Below are 18,480 nucleotides of genomic sequence, written 5' to 3' on the forward strand. Positions count from 1 at the left end.
GACGAGCACGGCACATGGGCGGAACCCATCGACGGGAACGGGAACGGGAACGGGAACGGGAACGGGAACGGGAACGGGAACGGCAACGGGAACGGGGACGGTGGGCGGGAGGCGGGCCACCCGCACCGTTGGGACGACGGGCTGATCGCTCGGCGGGTACGTCCGCTGTCGGCCCGGCGCAACTCCCCGCCGCCGCTGGAGGCGTGGCCGGAGATCGCGCCGCCGGGCCGTGCGGGCGGGCCCGGAGCGGCGGATGAGTCGGTGGAGGTGCTGTCCGTGGCGCCGGCGTCGAACGGGAAGCTGAGGACCGCGGCCGGCACCGGCACCGGTCGGTTCAACGTGCTGCCCGAACCGCCGCCCCCGCTGTCTCCACCGCCAAGTGCTCCGGCTCCCTCCTCCTCGACGCCCCCGCGCAGCCCCGCGCCGGCACACGTGCCTCCGATGCCTGTCACCGGTGAGCCCGAACCGCTTCCGGTCGCGCCGCCGGACGCGCTTGGGCGGTCTCACGTCGGGCTCTCCGGCGAGCAGCCGTTGGAGGGCGGTCGGTCGACCACGCGCCGCCCGGCCCCTGTGGTCGGTGGCGAGCTGGGGCTGGGGAAGAGACTGGTGGCGCTGCGGGAGTTGGTCGGCCTCTCCCAGACCCGACTGGAGCCGGACACGCTCGCCGAGGCCGTCCGCGTCCTGGAGGAGGCTTCCGCCCGGGGCAGGCTGTCGCGGGCGCACACGACCGTCGCCATCGCCGGACCCACCGGCTGCGGCAAGTCCTCGCTGTTCAACGCGATCGCGGGGGTGCAACTCTCCGACACCGGGGTCCGGCGGCCCACCACCTCCGTTCCCGTGGCGTGTGTCTGGGAGGCGTCGGAACGGGACGGCGGCGCGGAAGGGCTGTTGGAACGACTCGGCGTACCGCCGCGGGCCAGGCGCCGTGCCCACGGGCGGACGAGCGAGAACCGGACGCTCGGCGGGCTGGTGCTGCTCGACCTGCCCGACCAGGACTCCATGGACCCCGGCCACCGGGCGCAGGTGGACCGGCTGCTGAAGCTGGTGGACGCCGTGGTCTGGGTGGTCGACCCGGAGAAGTACGCCGACGCGGCACTGCACGAGCGCTACCTGCGACCGCTCGCCGGGCACGCCGAGGTGACCTACGTCGTGCTCAACCAGATCGACCGGCTGTCCCCCCAGGCGACCGAGGAACTGCTGGACGATCTGCGTCGGCTGCTGGACGAGGACGGTGTGGCGCTGGGGGAGTACGGCGAACCCGGCGCCCAGGTGGCGGCGCTTTCCGCCCTCACCGGGGAGGGCGTGCCGGAGTTCCGGGAGTCCCTGGAGGAACTGGTGGCCCACCGGCAGGCGGCGGCGCGGCGACTGGCGGCCGATGTGGACAGGGTGGTGGGCGAGCTGCGGCCGGTGTTCGTCGGAGACGGCGACCGGCAGCCGGACGGGCTGACGGTGGCGGCGCGGGAGGAGTTCGAGGAACGGCTCGGCGTGGCGGTGGGCGCGACGGCGGCCGGGCGTACGGCCGAGCGTGTCTGGCTGCGTCAGGCGGACGCGGCGTGCGGTACGGGGTGGGCGGGGCTGGCCCGCTGGCAGGCGCGGCGGCTGTCCGCCAGGCGAGGGGAACTTCCGGAGGGCCCGGCGGGGGCGACCGGCGCGCCGGCGGTCCCGGTACCACCGCAGCCCGCCGGGCGGCCGGTGGTGGAGCAGGCGGTTCGAGGTCTGGTGGACGAGGTGACATCCGGTCTCCCTGAGGACTGGGCCCGCTCGGTGCGGGAGGCGGCTCGGGCGGGGGGCGAGGTGCTGCCGGCCGCCTTGGACAAGGCCGTCGCGACGGTCAGACCGCCGGAGCGGGTACGACCGAGGTGGTGGACGATGGCCGCCGCCGGCCAGGCGGTGCTGGTGGTCTTCCAGTTGATCGGACTGTGTTGGCTGCTGCTCGGACTGGTGACGGGAGGCATGGGCGCCGACAGGTGGCCGGCGCTGGCACTGATGGTGGTCGGAGCGGGGGGCGGGCCCGTGCTGGCCTGGGGCTGCCGGCTGGCGGCCAGGGCGCCGGCCGAGGCGTTCGGGGCGGAGCACGAGCGACAGTTGAGGCGCCTGGCGGCCGACCACGGACGCTCTCTCGTGCTGGAACCGGTGGCGGCCGAGTTGCTGCGCTACTCGGAGGTACGTGACCAGTACGTGTTCGCCGCGTCACGGCAACCGTAGCGGCTCCGCGAGCGTGGGTGGGCGATCGAGCCGCCGATCACTCGAACGTGTGGCCGAGTTGTCCACAACCGCTGAGTAGTCCACAGGGTCGAGCAGAAGTCTTGACCTCCCGTCACGATGGTGCCCTGCCCGGCATCCCGGTCGGGAGGCGCCGCTGCGGCGCGGTTCGCCGGCGGCAGGAGGAGGTGAAGACACGGGTCGCTGACGGGCCTTGATCGTCCGTCAGCCGGAAGGCGTGCGGGGTCGTGCGCGGGTGCACGTCCCGAAGGCGGCTGGAGAGAACGGTTGTTCGTCGGAGAGGGGAGGTGGTCACGCCTCGAAGATCCGTTTTCGCGGCATTCGCCGATAACGATTGCGAGTCGGTAGGCGTAGTGATCGTGAAAGTGGGGGATCCCGCCACGTTCCCTCTCTACGATCCCCGGTCAGACCCTCCGGGGCCGGAACCCGGTGTGTCGTGGGGCTGATGAGGGGAAAAGCATGATCGCGATACGCGGCCGGGCAGCCATCGCCCGGCGCGTGGTCAGGGGAGTTGTCGTCGCCTCGGGGCTGGTCGTGGCGAGCGGCGCGGCGGCCGTCGCGGCGCCGGGGGCTCCGGCGCAGACAGCCGCCGGAGGGTCCACCGGAGGCGTGGTGGCCACCCTGGAGGGCCTGAGAGTCCACGACCGGGCGATCGTGGTGGAGGACGGCGAGCGCGTCGAGACCGGCGCGGGGCTCTCGGAGATGTCCGTCACCGGCGGCGGCAGCCTCCAGACCTACGGGGTCGACCTGTACACCCCGACCCAGGAGCAGGCGCAGTACCGCGAGAGCGCGTGGGGCGCCTCCCCGCTGCACGGGAACCCCGACGCGGGCCGGATCCGCTGGATCGTGGAGAACTCCTACCCCCAGGTCAACGACCTCACCGCCCTGGCGAGGAAGGCCGGGGTCGGCCGGCTCACGCCGCAGACCGCCGCCGCCGGCACCCAGGTGGCGATCTGGCGCTACTCGGACGGCGCGCAGGTGGAGGCCGTCGACAAGGGCGCGCAGAAGCTCGCCGACTACCTGTACAAGGCGGCCGAGCGCAGGGCGGAACCCCGCGCCTCGCTCGCCCTGCTCCCGGCCGCGGTCTCCGGCCCGCCCGGAGGGCGGCTGGGACCCGTGACCGTGCGCACGAGCGGTCAGACGGTGAGCCTCAGCCCGGCCCCGAACGCCGAACGGCAGGGCGTGCGGGTGGTCGACGAGCGGGGTGAGGAGATCCGCGCGGTCGCCGACGGCGGCCGGTTCTGGTTCGACGTCCCCGAGAAGGCCGAGGGCGGCTCGACCGAGCTGACCGTCCAGGCCGCGGCCACCGTGCCGGTGGGGAGGACGCTCACCGGCACGGGCGAGCCCACCGCCGCCCAGGTCCTCGCCGGGTCCAGCGACTCGACGATCACCGCCGCGGTGAGCGCGCACTGGGCCGCCGCCGGCCCGCTGCCCGCCGTCACCGCTGTGGACAGCTGCGCGGAGGGCGGCGTTGTCCTCCGGGTGAGCAACGCGGGTGACGACGAGTACACGTTCACTCTCGGTGAGCACACCTACCGGGTGCCGGCCGGTGGTCTGGAGCAGGTGACCGTGCCGGTGGCGGAGGACCAGCCCTACCGCATCACGTTGAACGGCCCCAACGGCTACTCGCCGACGTTCGCCGGTGTGCTGGACTGTGCGACCAAGTCGGTCGCGCCGGTGGTCGACGACGGCCTCACCGTGCAGTCCGGGCCCGTCACCGTCGGTGGTGCCGGCGGGGAGCCCAACCTCGCCGAGACGGGTAGCTCCAGCAACGTCCCCCTGGTGCTCGCGGTCGCCGGCGGGCTGCTGGCGGTCGGTGTCCTGGCGCTGCTGATGGTCCGCAGGTCCAAGGCGTCCCCGGCGTCGGCGTCGGACCAGGACCAGCCGGGTCAGGCGGACGACCAGCCGGACCAGCCGGACCAGCCGGACCAGCCGGGCCGGTCGGCGACATCCGGTGACGGGGCGCCCCGCGGGGACGACGACCGCTGACAGCGGCGGCACCGGCCACCTGCCGGCGGTGCCGGGTGGGGACCGGGCGCTCACCGCCCGGTTTCCGTCCGCGGCGTCGAGTACGGCAGGATGGTTCCATCTGCCCACCTCCAGAAAGCCGGACGGTTTCCCTTGGCTGAGTACATCTACACCATGCGCAAGACGCGCAAGGCGCACGGCGACAAGGTGATCCTTGACGACGTCACCCTGAGCTTCCTGCCCGGTGCGAAGATCGGCGTGGTCGGGCCCAACGGCGCGGGAAAGTCGACCGTGCTGAAGATCATGGCCGGCCTTGAGCAGCCGTCGAACGGCGACGCGTTCCTCAGCCCGGGCTACACGGTCGGCATCCTCCTCCAGGAGCCGCCGCTCAACGAGTCCAAGACGGTGCTGGAGAACGTGCAGGAGGGCGTGGCCGAGACCAAGGGCAAGCTCGACCGGTTCAACGAGATCGCCGAGCAGATGGCGACCGAGTACACCGACGAGCTGATGGAGGAGATGGGCAAGCTCCAGGAGCAGCTCGACCACGCCAACGCGTGGGACCTGGACGCCCAGCTCGAGCAGGCCATGGACGCTCTGGGCTGCCCCCCGGGCGACTGGCCCGTCACCAACCTCTCCGGTGGTGAGAAGCGCCGCGTCGCGCTCTGCAAGCTGCTGCTGGAGGCCCCGGACCTGCTGCTGCTCGACGAGCCGACCAACCACCTGGACGCCGAGTCCGTCCAGTGGCTGGAGCAGCACCTGGCCAAGTACGCGGGCACCGTCGTGGCGATCACCCACGACCGGTACTTCCTGGACAACGTGGCCGAGTGGATCCTGGAGCTGGACCGCGGCCGCGCCCACGGCTACGAGGGCAACTACTCCAAGTACCTGGAGACCAAGCAGTCCCGGCTCAAGGTCGAGGGCCAGAAGGACGCCAAGCGCGCCAAGCGCCTCAAGGACGAGCTGGAGTGGGTCCGCTCCAACGCCAAGGGTCGCCAGGCGAAGTCCAAGGCCCGCCTCGCCCGCTACGAGGAGATGGCCGCCGAGGCGGAGAAGATGCGGAAGCTGGACTTCGAGGAGATCCAGATCCCGCCGGGCCCGCGTCTGGGCAACGTCGTCGTCGAGGTGGAGAACCTCTCCAAGGCGTTCGGTGAGAAGGTCCTGATCGACGACCTGTCCTTCACCCTGCCGCGCAACGGCATCGTCGGTGTCATCGGCCCGAACGGCGCCGGCAAGACCACGCTGTTCAAGATGATCCAGGGCCTGGAGCAGCCGGACGGCGGCAACATCCGGGTCGGCGAGACCGTCAAGATCTCCTACGTCGACCAGTCGCGGGCCAACATCGACCCGAAGAAGACGCTGTGGGCCGTCGTCTCCGACGAACTGGACTACATCAACGTCGGCCAGGTCGAGATGCCCTCGCGCGCGTACGTCAGCGCCTTCGGCTTCAAGGGCCCGGACCAGCAGAAGCCGGCCGGTGTGCTCTCCGGCGGTGAGCGCAACCGCCTCAACCTGGCGCTCACCCTCAAGCAGGGCGGCAACCTGCTCCTCCTCGACGAGCCGACGAACGACCTCGACGTGGAGACGCTGTCCTCGCTGGAGAACGCGCTGCTGGACTTCCCCGGCTGCGCCGTGGTCGTCTCCCACGACCGCTGGTTCCTCGACCGTGTCGCCACGCACATCCTGGCGTACGAGGGCGACAGCAAGTGGTTCTGGTTCGAGGGCAACTTCGAGTCCTACGAGAAGAACAAGATCCAGCGTCTCGGCCCGGACGCCGCGCGTCCGCACCGTGCCACCTACAAGAAGCTGACGCGGGGCTGATCCACATGCGCCACGTGTACGAGTGCCCGCTTCGCTGGTCGGACATGGACGCCTTCGGCCATGTCAACAACGTCGTGTTCCTGCGCTATCTGGAGGAGGCGCGGATCGACATGATGTTCCGGCTGGCCAGGGAGGCGGCCTCGGACGCGTTCACCGGGGGCAGTGTGGTGGCGCGGCACGAGATCGACTACCTGCGGCCGCTGGTCCACCGGCACGAGCCGGTGACGGTCGAGACGTGGGTGTCCAAGCTCGGCCGCGCCTCGGTGACGGTCAGCTACGAGATCAAGGACAACACGGACGTCTACGTACGGGCGAGCACGGTTGTGGTGCCCTACGACCTGGAGTCCGGTCGTCCCCGGCGGATCAGCGCCGAGGAGCGCTCCTTCCTGGAGGCATACGTCGATGACAGCTTCGACAACCGTGCGCCGACTGGCGTTCGCTGACCCGGGGGAGGCGGCCGGGCTGGCCGCCTTCCTCCAGCGTCTGCTCCGGTGGGAGAAGAACGCCTCGGTGCGGATCAAGGCGGCGGACGGCGTCGTCGGGTTCTTCGCCAGGCCGGCGAGGTTCGACGTGCTGGTCGTCCGCACGGCCCGGCTGCTCGAACCCGTCGAGCTGGACAGCACCGTCTCGGCAGGGGAACTGCTGGAGCGGGTCGACGAGCAGCGGGAGACGGTGTCCGTACCGCCGGACATCACCGGCCCGGCGTGGGCGGGCGTGCTTCCGCCGCGCGGCGGCTGGCGGCGGCAGGGAGAGCTGCCGGTGGACGCCGTGCGCGCGGTCGCCTCGGCGGCGGTGGCGGAGTTCCGGCAGCGGGCCGAAGGGCTGCCGGCGCCCCAGCGGGACCGGAAGCGGCTGGACGCCCTGGCGGAGGAGATCTGGTCGAGGCCGCTCGGCCGGACGGGACTGCCGCTCCGCGCGGCGCACGCCGCGCACGCGCTGGGCTTCCTCCGCGGCGAACAGCCGGTACTGCTGCTGGAGACGGGCGGCTGGCTGCGGCTGCGCACGCCCTACGGGTCGGTGGCGGTACGGACGACCCGCCCCGCCACGCTGCCGGTCAGCCCCGCCTGAACCCACCTCACCACGCCTGAACCCACCTCACCACGGCTGACCCCAGCTCCCCGGCCTGAGCCGGCGGGCGGGGTCATGCGCGGTCCGGGTGGATCTGGATGTGGTCCTCCTCCAGCTCCAGGAGCACACGTTCCTTGATGCCCAGCGGCTCCGTGAAGTCCCGCGGCAGCTGGAGGCGGCCCGCCCGGTCGATCGTCGCGTACTCCTGCGCGACGACCGACTCCCGGCCGTGCTCGTCCACCTCGGTGCGGCGCAGCACCTCGGAGGCCGTTCGGCCGTCCCGGATGGCGACGGTGCGGCGCACCTCCTCGGCCACCGTCGCGTCGTGCGTCACGATGACCACGGTGGTCCCCAGCTCGTCGTTGACGCGGCGGAAGGCGGCGAAGACCTGCTCGGCGGTGCTGCTGTCGAGCTCGCCGGTCGGTTCGTCGGCGAACACGACGTCCGGGCCGTTGGCCAACGCGACCGCGATCGCCGTGCGCTGCTGCTCACCGCCGGAGAGCTGGGCCGGGCGGAGGTCGCGGCAGTGCGCGAGGTCCAGGATGTCCAGCAGTTCGTCGGCCCGGGACTTCCGCGCCCGGCGCCCTCCCGGTCCGCCGCCGCGCAACTGCATGGGCAGCATGACGTTCTGGTGGGCGGTCAGGAACGGCAGCAGGTTGCGGGCGGTCTGCTGCCAGACGAAGCCGACGATCTCACGGCGGTAGCGGAGCCGGGTCGCAGCGTCCATGTTCAGCAGGTCGCAGCCGGCGACGGAGGCGGATCCCGCGGTGGGCACGTCGAGTCCGGTGAGGATGTTCAGCAACGTGGACTTGCCGCTGCCCGACGCGCCGACCAGCGCCATCAGTTCCCCCCGCTCCACCAGCAGGTCGAGGCCCTGGAGTGCCTGAACCTCGATGCCGTCGGTGCTGTAGACACGGACGAGGCGGTCGCAGACGATCAGCGCGTCGTGGCCGTACCCGCTCGCGGCACCGCGGGCGGCCGCCCGCGCCTCCAGGTCGGCCAGCGAGACGGTGCCGCCACGCGCGGCGGTCTCGGCGGTTTCGGTCGCGTCGGCCGTGTCAGCCGTGTCGGTCGTGTCGGCCGGTTCGGTTGTGTGGGCCATGGTCAGTCCACCGTCCTCGGTTCGGTCGGCCGGCGGCGTCCGGCCATCAGCCATGCCTGGATCAGCAGCGTGAGGCACCCCAACGCCAGGACGCCGAGCGCGGGCAGCGCCAGCGCGGCGGCGTTGAGCGGCAGTTCCGCCGGAAGCCCGGTTGTGGTGGTACCGGCCAGCCCGCGGAGGTCGATGCCGGGGCGCAGCAGCACCACGGTGGCGGCCGAAACGAGCACCCCGCCGCCCACCGCCAGGGCGTACTGCGGCAGGGACTCCACCAGGAGCAGCCCACGGGCCTGCCGTTTGCTGAGCCCCATGGACCGCAGCCGGGAGAGCAGCCGGCTCCGTTCCGGCGCGGTCTGTACGAGGGACAGCAGCAGCGCCAGCACGCTGTAGCCGAGCGCGACGCCGAGCGCCGCCAGGTAGAGGCCGGTGGCGCCGGCCTGGAGAGGGGAGTCGGTGAGGCGTGCGCGTTCCTCTGCGCGGACGGTCACGGCGCTGTCCTCGTCGACCTCGCGGGCGGCGGTACGCAGCGCCTCGGCGTCCAAGCCGCCGCCGGCCGCGTCCCGCGCGGTGACCAGCAGCATCGTCGGCTCCCGCAGATGCCGTTCGTGCGGCTTGTCACGCAGCCGGCTCACCGCGTCGGCGGAGACGATCGCGAACTCTCCCGACGTGACGGCGGGTGTCATGTCGGTGGTCTGGACGGGCCGGAGGTCGAGCGGCACTCCCGAGACGGTGATCCGGCCGTTCTCGCCGAGCTGTCGGGCGACGCCGGGGGAGACCACGGCCGGCAGGGTCCGGCCGCCGTCGTCCCGTAGCGCCTCGGCGGGGAAGGGGCCGAGACCGGTGCGGCGGGCCAGCTCGGCGTACTCCTCGGGGTCGGCGATCACGACAAAGAACGAGGTGCCGCTGCCCCGGCCGACGTACCGTCCCCGGGTGTCGGCGTGGACGAGCAGACTGGAGCGGACGCCCGGCAGCGCGTCGACCCGGTTCTTGATCTCCTCGGGCAGTCCGAGCGCGTCGGCGACCCGCGCGTCGGCCCCGACGGCGGCGAGGGCCGCCCGGTCGCGCGCGTCGGCCACCCCGGTCAGTACGGATCCTCCGAAGGCGGCGACGGTCAGCGTCACCAGCAGGGCGAGCAGCGGCAGCCCGGCACCGGCGGGCGCCCGCCCGGCCCGGGCGAGGCCGAGGAAGAGCACCGGGCCGCGGCGCCTCGCCGCGGCCCGGCCGAGCAGCCGCAGCGGCAGCGGATACGCGCGGAGCAGGACGATCGCGGCGGCCAGGGACAGCAGTACGGGCGCGGCGGCCAGCAGCGGTCCGGCTCCCTCCCCTTGGCCGCGGACGGCGGCGACGGCCACCCCGACGAGGACCAGGAGGGTGAGTTCGGCGACGGTGCGCCGGCGGGACGGCCTGGCGCGGACGACGTCCCGGCGGTCGGTGCCCTGGTGTGTCCGGTGCGTGGCCACCGCGCGCAGCGGCCCGGAAAGCGTCGCGACCAGCACCACCAGGAGACCGAGCAGCGCACCGCGGAGTGCGCCGCCGGCCGAGCCGTCACCGCCGGGCGCCACGAGCAGGGCGAGCGTGGTGCCGAGCGAGGCGGCCGGCACGGCGACGGCGGCGTTCTCCGCGCTCAGCCGTCCGAACAGGGCGGGGAGCGAGCAGCCGCGGGCCCTGAGCAGGGACAGTTCCTCGCGTCGCCGCTCGACACCGAGCGCGGCCGTCATCAGCAGCACGATGAGGGCGGCGGTTCCGACGCCGAGCGACGCGGTGGCGACCAGCGGGGCGACCGCGTCGCGTTCCCGTTCGAACGCCGTGAGGAGGGGCCCGAGTCCGCTGCTCACCTCGATGTCGCCGACCGGCGACTCCTCGGAGAGGCCCGTCGCGCCGGCCCCGCTGGTCAACGACGTCAACATCCGTTGAGCGGCGGGGACCTGGTCGGCGGTCAGGGCGCGGGCGTCGATCGGGTGGTGCCAGTACAGCACCGCCCCGTCCCGGACGTCCCGCAGCACGGGCGCCGCCCGCCGGTCGAGCAGCGCGCCGAACTCCCACAGGTAGGCGGGGTCGGAGCCGGGTTCCACCAGCACCTTCAGCCGGGGGCTGGTCAGCAGCCGGTTGTTCGCCCAGTAGGGGTGCGAGCGGTCCTTGGGCCGGACGACGGCGGTGACGGTCACCCGGGTCTCGCCCTGCGCGCCGCCCAGGGTGAGGACGCCGCCGACGGACACCTTCATGCGGCGTGCCGTGGCCTCGGTGAGCGCGGCCTCCACTTGGCGGTCGTCGCGGGCTCCGGTGACCCGGCCGGCCGGCGGGCGCCCTCGGACGACGTCCGCGAAGTCGGTGATCTCGCCCTGCTGCGCGAACAGGGTCAGCTCGGGGTCGAGACGAGGCGTGGGACGCGGCAGGCCCTCGCTGACGACGGCGGCGGGCGCGTGGTTGCGGGCGCCGTAGGCGACGCGGTCCGGGTCGAAGCGCAGCGGCGGGCGGATCCGCCGGACGAAGGCCGCTTCCACCCGGTCCAGCGCGTCCGGCGTCAGGAAGTCGCCGTCCACGCTGCGGTACTGCTCGGGCACGGCCTCGCCGCTGACACCGCGCTCCAGCAGCGCGGCCTTGGACACGGCGTGCCGGAGCGAGCGGTCCGCCTGGTCCTCGACGACCCGTGGGGCGAGCACGAGGCAGAACGAGGTGACGGCGACGACGAGCGCGAGCGTCAGCGCGGTCGTGCGGGCGGAGGTGAGCCGCACCCGCACCCAGGTGAGCAGTTCTCCCGGCTGTGCCATCAGAGCTCCCCCTGCTCCCGCAGCGCACCGGCCGCGTCACCCCGGCGCATCGCGATCAACGCCACCGAGAGCAGCGGCACCACGGCCATCGCGGCCAGCAGCAACCCCAACGGCCCCAGCGGTACCTCGACCAGCAGCCCTGGCACAGGCCGTGTGGCGTCGGACGTCAGCACGATCAGCGGCAGCACCAGCCGAAGCAGCAGCACACCCAGCACCGTGCCCACCACCATCGACAACGCGACCAGGACGGCGTGCTCGGTCGCCACCACACGGGCGAGCTGCCGCCGCGAGGCGCCGAGCGCCCGCAGAACGGCGAACTCCCGCGCACGTTCCCTTACCGACCCGGCGACGCTCACCGCGAAGCCGGTCGACGCCAGCAGCGCGGCGGCCACGGCGGTGGCGCCCAGCGCCGCCCGCGGTCCGGCGCCCAGCGGATCGGCCCGCAACTGCTCCGCGACCTGCTCGCGCACCAGCACCGTCTCCACGTCGGCGCGGGCCCGCAGCCGCTCCGCGACCTCCTGAGTGGCGCCCGCCCGGGCCCCGACCCACCAGTCGGTGATCGGCAACGGGCGGCTGCCCGCCGCCTCCAGGGCCCGGTCCAGCGCCGCCAGGTCGACGAGCACCGCGCCGCCGTCCGACCCGGGGACGCCGGGCGCCGTCGGCAGTTCCCGGACCGCGCCGACGACGCGGACGGTGACGTCCGTACCGGCGACCTGGACGCGTACCTCGTCACCGACCTTGGCGCCGCCCGCCTCCAGGTAGGCGTCGGTGACCACGGCCGGCGGCGGCCCCGGCGGTGTGCCCTCGGCGCTGAGCGCCAGGGTGTTGCGGGACGCCGGGGCGCTGAAGAAGCGGCCGGGCTCCCGGGCGGCGCCGGTCAGCCACTCCACGGTCGGACCCTCCGCGCCGGCGGTGACCCGGCCGGCCTTCGGACGGCCGTCGGGTACGTCCTCCCGCACGAACTGGGCGCTTGAGGTGGTGAGTCCGGCGGACCAGTCGCCGTCCGCGCCACCCAGTCCGGTGACGCTGAGGCGGAGTTGCTGGGGGGTGCCGAACGGCACCTGCGCGTCGATCTCCAGGCGCACCAGCCGCAGCGGCCCCGCGTACGCGCCCTCACCGACGGCGCTGCGCGGCTCCAGCCGGAAGCCGTGCGTCCGGTCGTCCGCGGGCAGGGTGCCCAGCCGGAAGCGGTGGGGCAGGCCGTGCCGGTCCTCGACGACCGCGGTCAGCGTGCCGTCCTCGACCGGGCCCGCCGCCTTGCCGCCGTCCGGTGCCGTCGCCGTCAGACGGGCGCCGATCCGGGGCGTGCCGTCGGGGAGTTCCACGCCGGCGGCGTCGTCCGAGCGGTTGGTGAGGCGGGTCGCGAAGGGCCCGTCGGCGAGATCGGACCGCATGTGCAGCAGCTTGTCCGTGTGACGGGTGTCGGTCGCCAGCAGCCGGGTGGTGTGGCCCTCACGGACGGAGAACTCGGCACGCGCCACCGGCGCGGCCAGCAGCACCCCGGGGATCTCGTCGAACACCCCGCCCTGCCCGAAGTCGGGGGTGCTCCAGCCGCTCACCATGATGTCGGCGCCCGTGCCGAAGTCGGCCTGGTCCCGCTGCGACCGCTCCCAACTGGCGCTCTGCCCGAGGGAGAAGACGCCCATGGCGACCGCCAGCACAAGCAGCGTCGCCGGGGCGGCGCCCCTGGCGGGCCGGCGGCTGAGTTGCCAGCCGGCGAGCGGGCCGACCAGCGAACGACCGCGCGCCGCGCGGCGTTCGGCGAGCCGGGCCAGCGGCGGCAGCAGCCGAAGCGCCAGCACGGTGCCGGCCAGCAACGCCAGCGCGGGCGCCGCGACCAGGACCGGGTCCACGGCCAGCGAGCCGCCGGCTTCCCCGCCCAGTACCCCGCCTTCGTCACGACGGCGCAGCAACTGCAGGTAGGCCACGCCGGCGAGCACCACCAGCGCCAGGTCGGCGCCGCCACGCAGCACGGCCGCCCGCCGCCGGCGGACGCCGCCGGCGGGTGGGCGCAGCACGGGCGCGGTCATCATCAGCCCCGCCGCGAGCGCGGTGGCAAGCGCGGTCAACCACACCGCGCCGCCCAGCTCCGGCGTCAGCTCGACGCCGGCCTCAGCGAGCGGGCCGCTGCCCGTCAACCAGCCGACGACCGGGCGCACCAGCGGCGGCGCGAGCAGCGCGGCCGGCAGCACCAGCAGCAGCGCCTCCGCCGCCGCCAGCACGGCCAGGGTGCGGCGGGAGCCACCCCGGGCCCGCAGCAGTGCCGTCTCCGTCGCCCGTTCGCTGGCCAGCAGCCGCGCGACGAGCAGCAGGGCGAGGCCGGCCAGCAGCGCCAGCTGCACCGCTCCGATGAGCAGGGTGGACCGGGCCACCAGCAGCGACCTGTCCAACGAGGCCAGCACCTCGGGCAGTTCGCTTGTCACTTCGACGCCCTCGACACCCCGCACGCCCTCGACGCCGGAGCCCGCCACCGCGCCGCTGACCCGTTCGGCCAGCCCGGCCAGGTCGGTGGTGCGCAGGGCGTGGAAGTCGGCGTCGGCCTGCCAGTAGCCGTCCTGTGGCGGGACGGCGGCGTCGAACGCGGACGGGTGGACGACAAGCGGCCCGTAGGTGGTGAAGGAGAGGGTCTGGGCGCCCCGGCCGCCCAGCGGGTCCAGCCGCCAGTAGGGGTGCCGGGCGTCGGCGGGGCGGTAGACGCCGCTGATCTCGACGCGTACCTCGGGCGCCTGTCGGCCCTGACGGCCGGTCACCGTCAGCCGGTCCCCGACGGACACGCCCAGTTGCCCGGCGGCGCGGTCGGACAGCAGCGCCGGCACGCTCCCCCTGCCGGGGGCGGTCGGCCAGGAGCCCTCCAGCAGCTTCATCCGGGAGCGTTCGAACGCGGCGAAGAGCGTCAGGTCGGGGTCGTCGCCACGTGCCGCGCCCACGCCGTCCGGCAACGTGAAGCGCTCGGACTGCACGCTGCTCTCGACCGCGACCGGCAGCCCGCCGAACAGCTTCTCCAACTCGGCCCGCACGGCACGGTCGGTGTCGGCGCGGTCGTCGGCACGCAACGTGCCGTGGGCCGAGACGACCGCCCGGTCGGCGACGTCCTTCTCCAGGCTGCGACTGAGCCCGGCGTCACCGACGGCCGACGTGAACGCGGTGAGCGTGGTCAGCATCGCCGTGGCCAGCAGAACCGTGAGCAGCGCGGCCGCGATCAGCAACCGGTGCGTACGGGCCCGCAGAAGCACAAACGTGCCCACGACACCCCCCGTCCGAGCCTCGAGTCCGTTCGATACTCGCAGACTCGGAACCGCTCACACGAGCGATCAGAAGTGGTCGTGACCTGCCTGTGATCCGGCGTTGCGCGGAACGCTCCGGTCAGCCCGGGGTGTTGATCATCGAGCGGGCGGCGTACACCAGGTAGTTCCACATCTGGCGTTCCAGCTCCGGTTCGAGGCCGAGCCCGTCGACGGCGGCGCGCATGTGGCGCAGCCAGGCGTCGTGCGCCGCCTGGTCGACGGTGAACGGGGCGTGCCGCATCCGCAGCCGGGGGTGGCCCCGCTCCTCGCTGTAGGTCCGCGGACCACCCCAGTACTGCATCAGGAACAGCGCCAGCCGCTCCTCCGCGGGGCCGAGGTCGTCCTCGGGGTACATGGGACGGAGCAGCGGGTCACCGGCGACGCCCTGGTAGAACAGCCGGGCCAGCCGCCGGAAGGTCTCCTCGCCTCCGGCCTGCTCGTAGAACGTCTGCTGCGGCAAGCTTCCGCGTGGTATCTCCATCACGCACCCATGGTCGCAGATCGGCGGGACCGGCCCGGGCGGCCCGGCGGCGGCCCGGCCGACCCGGGTGGGACGGCCGGCCGGCGGCGCCGCGGCTCGGTCAGGCGGTGTCCCAGCGGAACATCGAGCGGGCGACGAGGGTGAGGACCGCGCCGAACAGCAGCATTCCACCGATCACCGGGAGTGCCGTGGCCCAGCTCTCGCCCCGGCTGAGCACCCCCTGGAGGGCGTCGGCCAGGTGTCGCAGCGGCAGGAAGCGGGAGATGGTCTGCACCCACTCGGGCGCGGAGTCGAGCGGGAAGAAGGATCCCGACAGGAAGGCCATCGGGAGCACGATCAGCTGGGCCAGGCCGTTCGCGGCCTCCTCGGTCTTCGCCCACGCGCCGACCACCAGGCCTATCGACATGAAGGCCAGCGTGGCCGAGAGGATCAGCGGCACACACAGCCACCAGTCCCCCGAGAGCTGGAGGCCGTAGTAGGGGAGGGTCGCGACGGCCAGGAATATCGCCGTCTGGGCGAGGGCGAGCGCGAGGTTCACCCCGATCCGGGCGCCGACCACCGAACCGGCTCCGACGGGCGCCAGCCACAGCCGCCGCAGGATGCGCTTCTTCCGCCAGCTCACCAGGTTGTACGCGGTGCCGAAGACGGCGCCCATGGCCACCGCCCAGCCGAGCAGTCCGGGTGTGAGGAACTGGATCGCCTGGACGGACTTGTCCTCGACGCGGTCGGTGCCGAGCGTGTACCGGGGTGGTTGGCCCGTCGCCCGGAGGTTGACCTCCTGGACGATCGAGCTGACTATGCTCCGCACGCTGCCGGCCTTCGCCGGGTCGGCCGCCGACACCCGCAGCTCCACCTGGCCGCCGGCCCCGGCGGCCGCGCCGGAGCCGGCGGCGTCCGCCGAGCCGCGCGAACCGGTCTCCCGCTGGTAGACGACGCCGTCCACCTCACCCGTGCGGACCTTCTCCAGGGCCTGCTCCAGCGCCGCCTTCGAGCCGCTCGTCCGCTCGATCTCCAGCACCGGCCGCAGCCGCTCGCGCTCCACGTCCGGCAGCTCGTCGAAGACCGCGACGCTGCCCACCTGCACGATCTTCACCGCGTTGGCGCTGGTGTCCTTGAAGAGCGCGCCGAAGAGCAGCAGGAACATCAACGGGAAGACCAGCGTGAAGAAGACCGCCGCGCGGTCCCGCAGAAGCCCCAGGGCCATGGCCCTGGACAGGCTGACGAACCCGGTCATCCGCGGTACTCCCGTCCGGTCAGGGCGAGGAAGACGTCCTCCAGGGACTCCACGCCCAACTCCTCGATCAGCGCGGCGGGCGCGCCCACGCGCAGCACCCTGCCGTGGTCCATCACCGCCACCCGGTCGCACAACTGCTGCGCCTCGTCCATGTAGTGCGTGGTCAGGACGACCGTGCGGCCCTCGGCGTTGATCGTGCGCAGCAGGTCCCACAGGTTGCGCCGGGCCTGCGGGTCGAGCCCGGTCGTCGGCTCGTCGAGGAACACCAGCTCGGGGTCGTGCACCAGCGCGCAGGCGATCGACAGCCGCTGCGCCTGGCCACCGGAGAGCTGGTCGTCCCGCACCCCCGCCTTCTCCGTCAGCCCGACCTTGGCGAGCATGGCGTCCGCCGCCTCGGCCGGCACCCCGTAGAGCGCGCCGAAGGTCCGTATCTGCTCCCGCGCCGTCAGCTTCTCGAAGAACGCCGAGGCCTGGAGCTGCACCCCGATGCGCCGCAGCAGCCGCGGGTCACGCGGCCAGGACGGCTCGCCGAGCAGCCGCGCGGCGCCCTCGTCGGGCCGGCGCAGCCCCTCCAACATCTCCATCGTGGTCGTCTTGCCGGCGCCGTTCGGGCCGAGGATGCCGTAGAACTCGCCGCGGCCGACTTCGAGGGAGACGCCGTCGACGGCCGCCACGTCGCCGTACCTCTTGCGCAGCCCTTCGGCCATGATCGCTGGGGTCTGGTCCATGGCCGGACGCTATCCCGGAACCCGATCCTCCGGCGAAGCCTGTGGACAACCCTCGTCGGAACACCGGTCAGCCCCTTGCCGGGGCTCCGGCAGACCCCCGCCACACGGCTGTGACAGGACCACCGCGCCGGCCTCGCGCCGCGGGCCCGGGAGCAGGACAGTGGAGACATGCGTAGGGAAGCGCTGCTCCGATCGCTGGTCGCCCAGGGCGCGCTGCCGGACCCCGCGTGGCGTGCCGCGTTCGAGGCCGTGCCCCGGGAGCTTTTTGTGCCCTGCTACTACCTGGGCACCTACCTGGGCCACGAGCGGCGGTGCCGTGACGACCCCGGGCCCGGAGCCTACGAGCGCTGGCTGGACGGCTGCTACGAGGACGTCCCGCTCGCCGTCAGCATGGGCGAGGGCGAACTGCTCTCCTCCAGCAGCCAGCCTTCGCTGATGGCCCGGATGCTCCACGCGCTGGAGGTCGCGGACGGCATGACCGTCCTGGAGATCGGCACCGGCACCGGGTGGAACGCCGGGCTCCTGTGCCACCGCCTCGGCGAGCAGCGGGTCACCACCATCGACGTGGACCCCCAGCTCACCGACTCGGCCCGCCGGCACCTCGCGGACGCCGGTTACGCGCCGACGGTCGTCACCGGTGACGGGTACGAGGGCTGCCCCGAGCGCGCGCCCTTCGACCGGATCATCGCCACCTGCGCGCTGAGCGCCGTACCGACGCCGTGGCTCGACCAGTCCGCCGCCGGCGGGCTGGTGATCGCGCCTCTCGCCACCGGCGTCATCGCGCTGCGGGTCGACGAGCCGGGACGCGGCGAGGGCCGCTTCCTGTCGACCTCCGCCTACTTCGTGCCGCTGCGGGGCGCCGGCTACCGCCCGGAGCCGCTGCCGCGTATGGCCGGCGTCCCGGGACACGTGCTGGCCGACGACTCCTTCCGCTTCCTGCTGGCGCTCGCCGCCGAGTCGCTGACGGCCGTCGAGGCGTACGACGTGTGGCGCCGGGAGCGCCGGCCGGACCGCTCCCGTTTCGGGGTGACCGCGACGGCCGAGCGGCAGTGGGCGTGGCTGGACGACCCGCGCGGCCCGCACCGCTGGCCACTCCCCGACGGCCCGCCGGACCCGACCGGCTAGCCCCGGCGGACGGTGATCGTCGTCCAGGCACCGACGTGCACCCGGTCGCCGTCCCTGAGCGGCACCGGGACGAACGGCTGGATCGGGTCCTCCGCGCCGTTGATCGTGGTGCCGTTGGTGGAGTCCTGGTCGACGACGGCCCAGCCGCCGTCCGGCTGGAGGACGAACATCGCGTGCTGGTGGGAGACGCCCGGGTCCTCCGGGGGTCTGGACAGGTCGATGTCCGGCGCCTCGCCGGTCGACTGGCGGCGGCGCCCGATCGTGAGCTGTTGACCGGTGAGCTGGAGGTGCTGCTCGGGGGCGCCTTCCGGCATCCGCAGTCCGGCGCCCTCGGGGCCGCTGCGTTCCATCATCGCGGCGAAGTACTCGCGGTCCTGCCAGACGGTGATGTGCCAGGGGCCGGGCTGCGGCTGCTGCTGGTGGCCGTAGGGGCCCGGCTGCTGGTGGCCGTAGGGCGCCGGCTGCCCGTACTGCTGGGGGCCGGGCGGAACCGGCCCACCCGGCTGCGGCCCGCCGTGCCGCGGTGGGGGCGGGTAGGTGGCCGGGGCGTGGCCGCCGTAGGAAGCGCCGGCGCCCGGATAGGGCGCGGGCCCGCCGGGGTAGCCGTAGCCGCCCTGGGGCGGGTACGACTGGCCGTGCGCCGGCGGGTAGGACTGCTCGGACGCCCCGCCGTACGGCTGGGGC

Annotated in this window: 13 protein-coding genes; 6 read left to right on the forward strand and 7 right to left on the reverse strand. The window is 73.7% G+C overall.

Features of this window, described 5'->3' with window-relative positions; translation table 11 throughout:
- Window positions 1-441: 441 nt before the first annotated feature.
- From GL263_RS28815 to GL263_RS06595, 5 genes are all read left to right on the forward strand, one after another.
- Window positions 442-2,205, forward strand: coding sequence for a GTPase (locus GL263_RS28815; RefSeq protein WP_182854634.1), 1,764 nt, complete (start codon window positions 442-444; stop codon window positions 2,203-2,205).
- A gap of 477 nt (window positions 2,206-2,682) precedes the next feature.
- Window positions 2,683-4,212: a TQXA domain-containing protein gene (locus GL263_RS06580; protein WP_182854635.1), complete on the forward strand. Its 1,530-nt coding sequence runs from the start codon at window positions 2,683-2,685 to the stop codon at window positions 4,210-4,212.
- A gap of 132 nt (window positions 4,213-4,344) precedes the next feature.
- Complete coding sequence (ettA, locus tag GL263_RS06585) at window positions 4,345-6,009, forward strand: energy-dependent translational throttle protein EttA (RefSeq protein ID WP_182854636.1); 1,665 nt, start codon at window positions 4,345-4,347, stop codon at window positions 6,007-6,009.
- Between the two features lie 5 nt (window positions 6,010-6,014).
- Entirely contained in the window at window positions 6,015-6,452 is a 438-nt protein-coding gene (locus GL263_RS06590; protein ID WP_182854637.1) for an acyl-CoA thioesterase, read from the forward strand.
- Window positions 6,412-7,077, forward strand: coding sequence for a DUF8185 domain-containing protein (locus tag GL263_RS06595; RefSeq protein ID WP_182854638.1), 666 nt, complete (start codon window positions 6,412-6,414; stop codon window positions 7,075-7,077). The genes GL263_RS06590 and GL263_RS06595 overlap by 41 nt, the downstream gene beginning before the upstream one ends.
- A gap of 73 nt (window positions 7,078-7,150) precedes the next feature.
- Here the strand turns inward: GL263_RS06595 and GL263_RS06600 are convergent, their stop codons facing one another.
- The 6 genes from GL263_RS06600 to GL263_RS06625 form a co-directional block, all read right to left on the reverse strand.
- Window positions 7,151-8,179, reverse strand: a complete 1,029-nt coding sequence (locus GL263_RS06600; RefSeq protein ID WP_182854639.1) for an ATP-binding cassette domain-containing protein — start codon at window positions 8,177-8,179, stop codon at window positions 7,151-7,153.
- A 2-nt stretch (window positions 8,180-8,181) separates the two neighbouring features.
- The gene (locus GL263_RS06605; protein ID WP_182854640.1) at window positions 8,182-10,944 is read right to left on the reverse strand and encodes an FtsX-like permease family protein; all 2,763 of its coding nucleotides are present in this window, start codon (window positions 10,942-10,944) and stop codon (window positions 8,182-8,184) included.
- Entirely contained in the window at window positions 10,944-14,189 is a 3,246-nt protein-coding gene (locus GL263_RS06610; protein ID WP_182854641.1) for an ABC transporter permease, read from the reverse strand. Before GL263_RS06610 ends, GL263_RS06605 begins: the two co-directional genes overlap by 1 nt.
- Before the next feature lie 118 nt (window positions 14,190-14,307).
- A complete protein-coding gene (locus tag GL263_RS06615; protein WP_323379275.1) occupies window positions 14,308-14,712 on the reverse strand; it encodes a globin in 405 nt (134 codons plus the stop codon).
- A gap of 97 nt (window positions 14,713-14,809) precedes the next feature.
- Complete coding sequence (locus GL263_RS06620; protein WP_182854643.1) at window positions 14,810-15,943, reverse strand: ABC transporter permease; 1,134 nt, start codon at window positions 15,941-15,943, stop codon at window positions 14,810-14,812.
- Window positions 15,940-16,671, reverse strand: coding sequence for an ABC transporter ATP-binding protein (locus GL263_RS06625; protein WP_182854644.1), 732 nt, complete (start codon window positions 16,669-16,671; stop codon window positions 15,940-15,942). Before GL263_RS06625 ends, GL263_RS06620 begins: the two co-directional genes overlap by 4 nt.
- Window positions 16,672-16,839: 168 nt before the next feature.
- Between GL263_RS06625 and GL263_RS06630 the strand changes: the two genes are divergently transcribed.
- Entirely contained in the window at window positions 16,840-17,796 is a 957-nt protein-coding gene (locus GL263_RS06630; protein ID WP_182854645.1) for a methyltransferase domain-containing protein, read from the forward strand.
- Here GL263_RS06630 and GL263_RS28255 read toward each other — a convergent pair.
- A partial coding sequence (locus GL263_RS28255) for an FHA domain-containing protein (protein ID WP_228456171.1) occupies window positions 17,793-18,480 on the reverse strand: 688 nt, incomplete at its 5' end. The two genes, GL263_RS06630 and GL263_RS28255, sit on opposite strands and share 4 nt — an antisense overlap.

Origin of the sequence: Streptomyces durbertensis, assembly GCF_014156695.1 — a bacterium.
GTDB lineage: Bacteria > Actinomycetota > Actinomycetes > Streptomycetales > Streptomycetaceae > Streptomyces > Streptomyces durbertensis.

Coding starts and splice junctions, on each gene's coding strand:
- GL263_RS06600 (WP_182854639.1), bottom strand. CDS start 8,179: ATGGCCCACACAACCGAACCGGCCGACACGACCGACACGGCTGACACG.
- GL263_RS06580 (WP_182854635.1), top strand. CDS start 2,683: ATGATCGCGATACGCGGCCGGGCAGCCATCGCCCGGCGCGTGGTCAGG.
- GL263_RS06595 (WP_182854638.1), top strand. CDS start 6,412: ATGACAGCTTCGACAACCGTGCGCCGACTGGCGTTCGCTGACCCGGGG.
- GL263_RS06630 (WP_182854645.1), top strand. CDS start 16,840: ATGCGTAGGGAAGCGCTGCTCCGATCGCTGGTCGCCCAGGGCGCGCTG.
- GL263_RS06620 (WP_182854643.1), bottom strand. CDS start 15,943: ATGACCGGGTTCGTCAGCCTGTCCAGGGCCATGGCCCTGGGGCTTCTG.
- GL263_RS28815 (WP_182854634.1), top strand. CDS start 442: ATGCCTGTCACCGGTGAGCCCGAACCGCTTCCGGTCGCGCCGCCGGAC.
- GL263_RS06590 (WP_182854637.1), top strand. CDS start 6,015: ATGCGCCACGTGTACGAGTGCCCGCTTCGCTGGTCGGACATGGACGCC.
- GL263_RS06625 (WP_182854644.1), bottom strand. CDS start 16,671: ATGGACCAGACCCCAGCGATCATGGCCGAAGGGCTGCGCAAGAGGTAC.
- GL263_RS06605 (WP_182854640.1), bottom strand. CDS start 10,944: ATGGCACAGCCGGGAGAACTGCTCACCTGGGTGCGGGTGCGGCTCACC.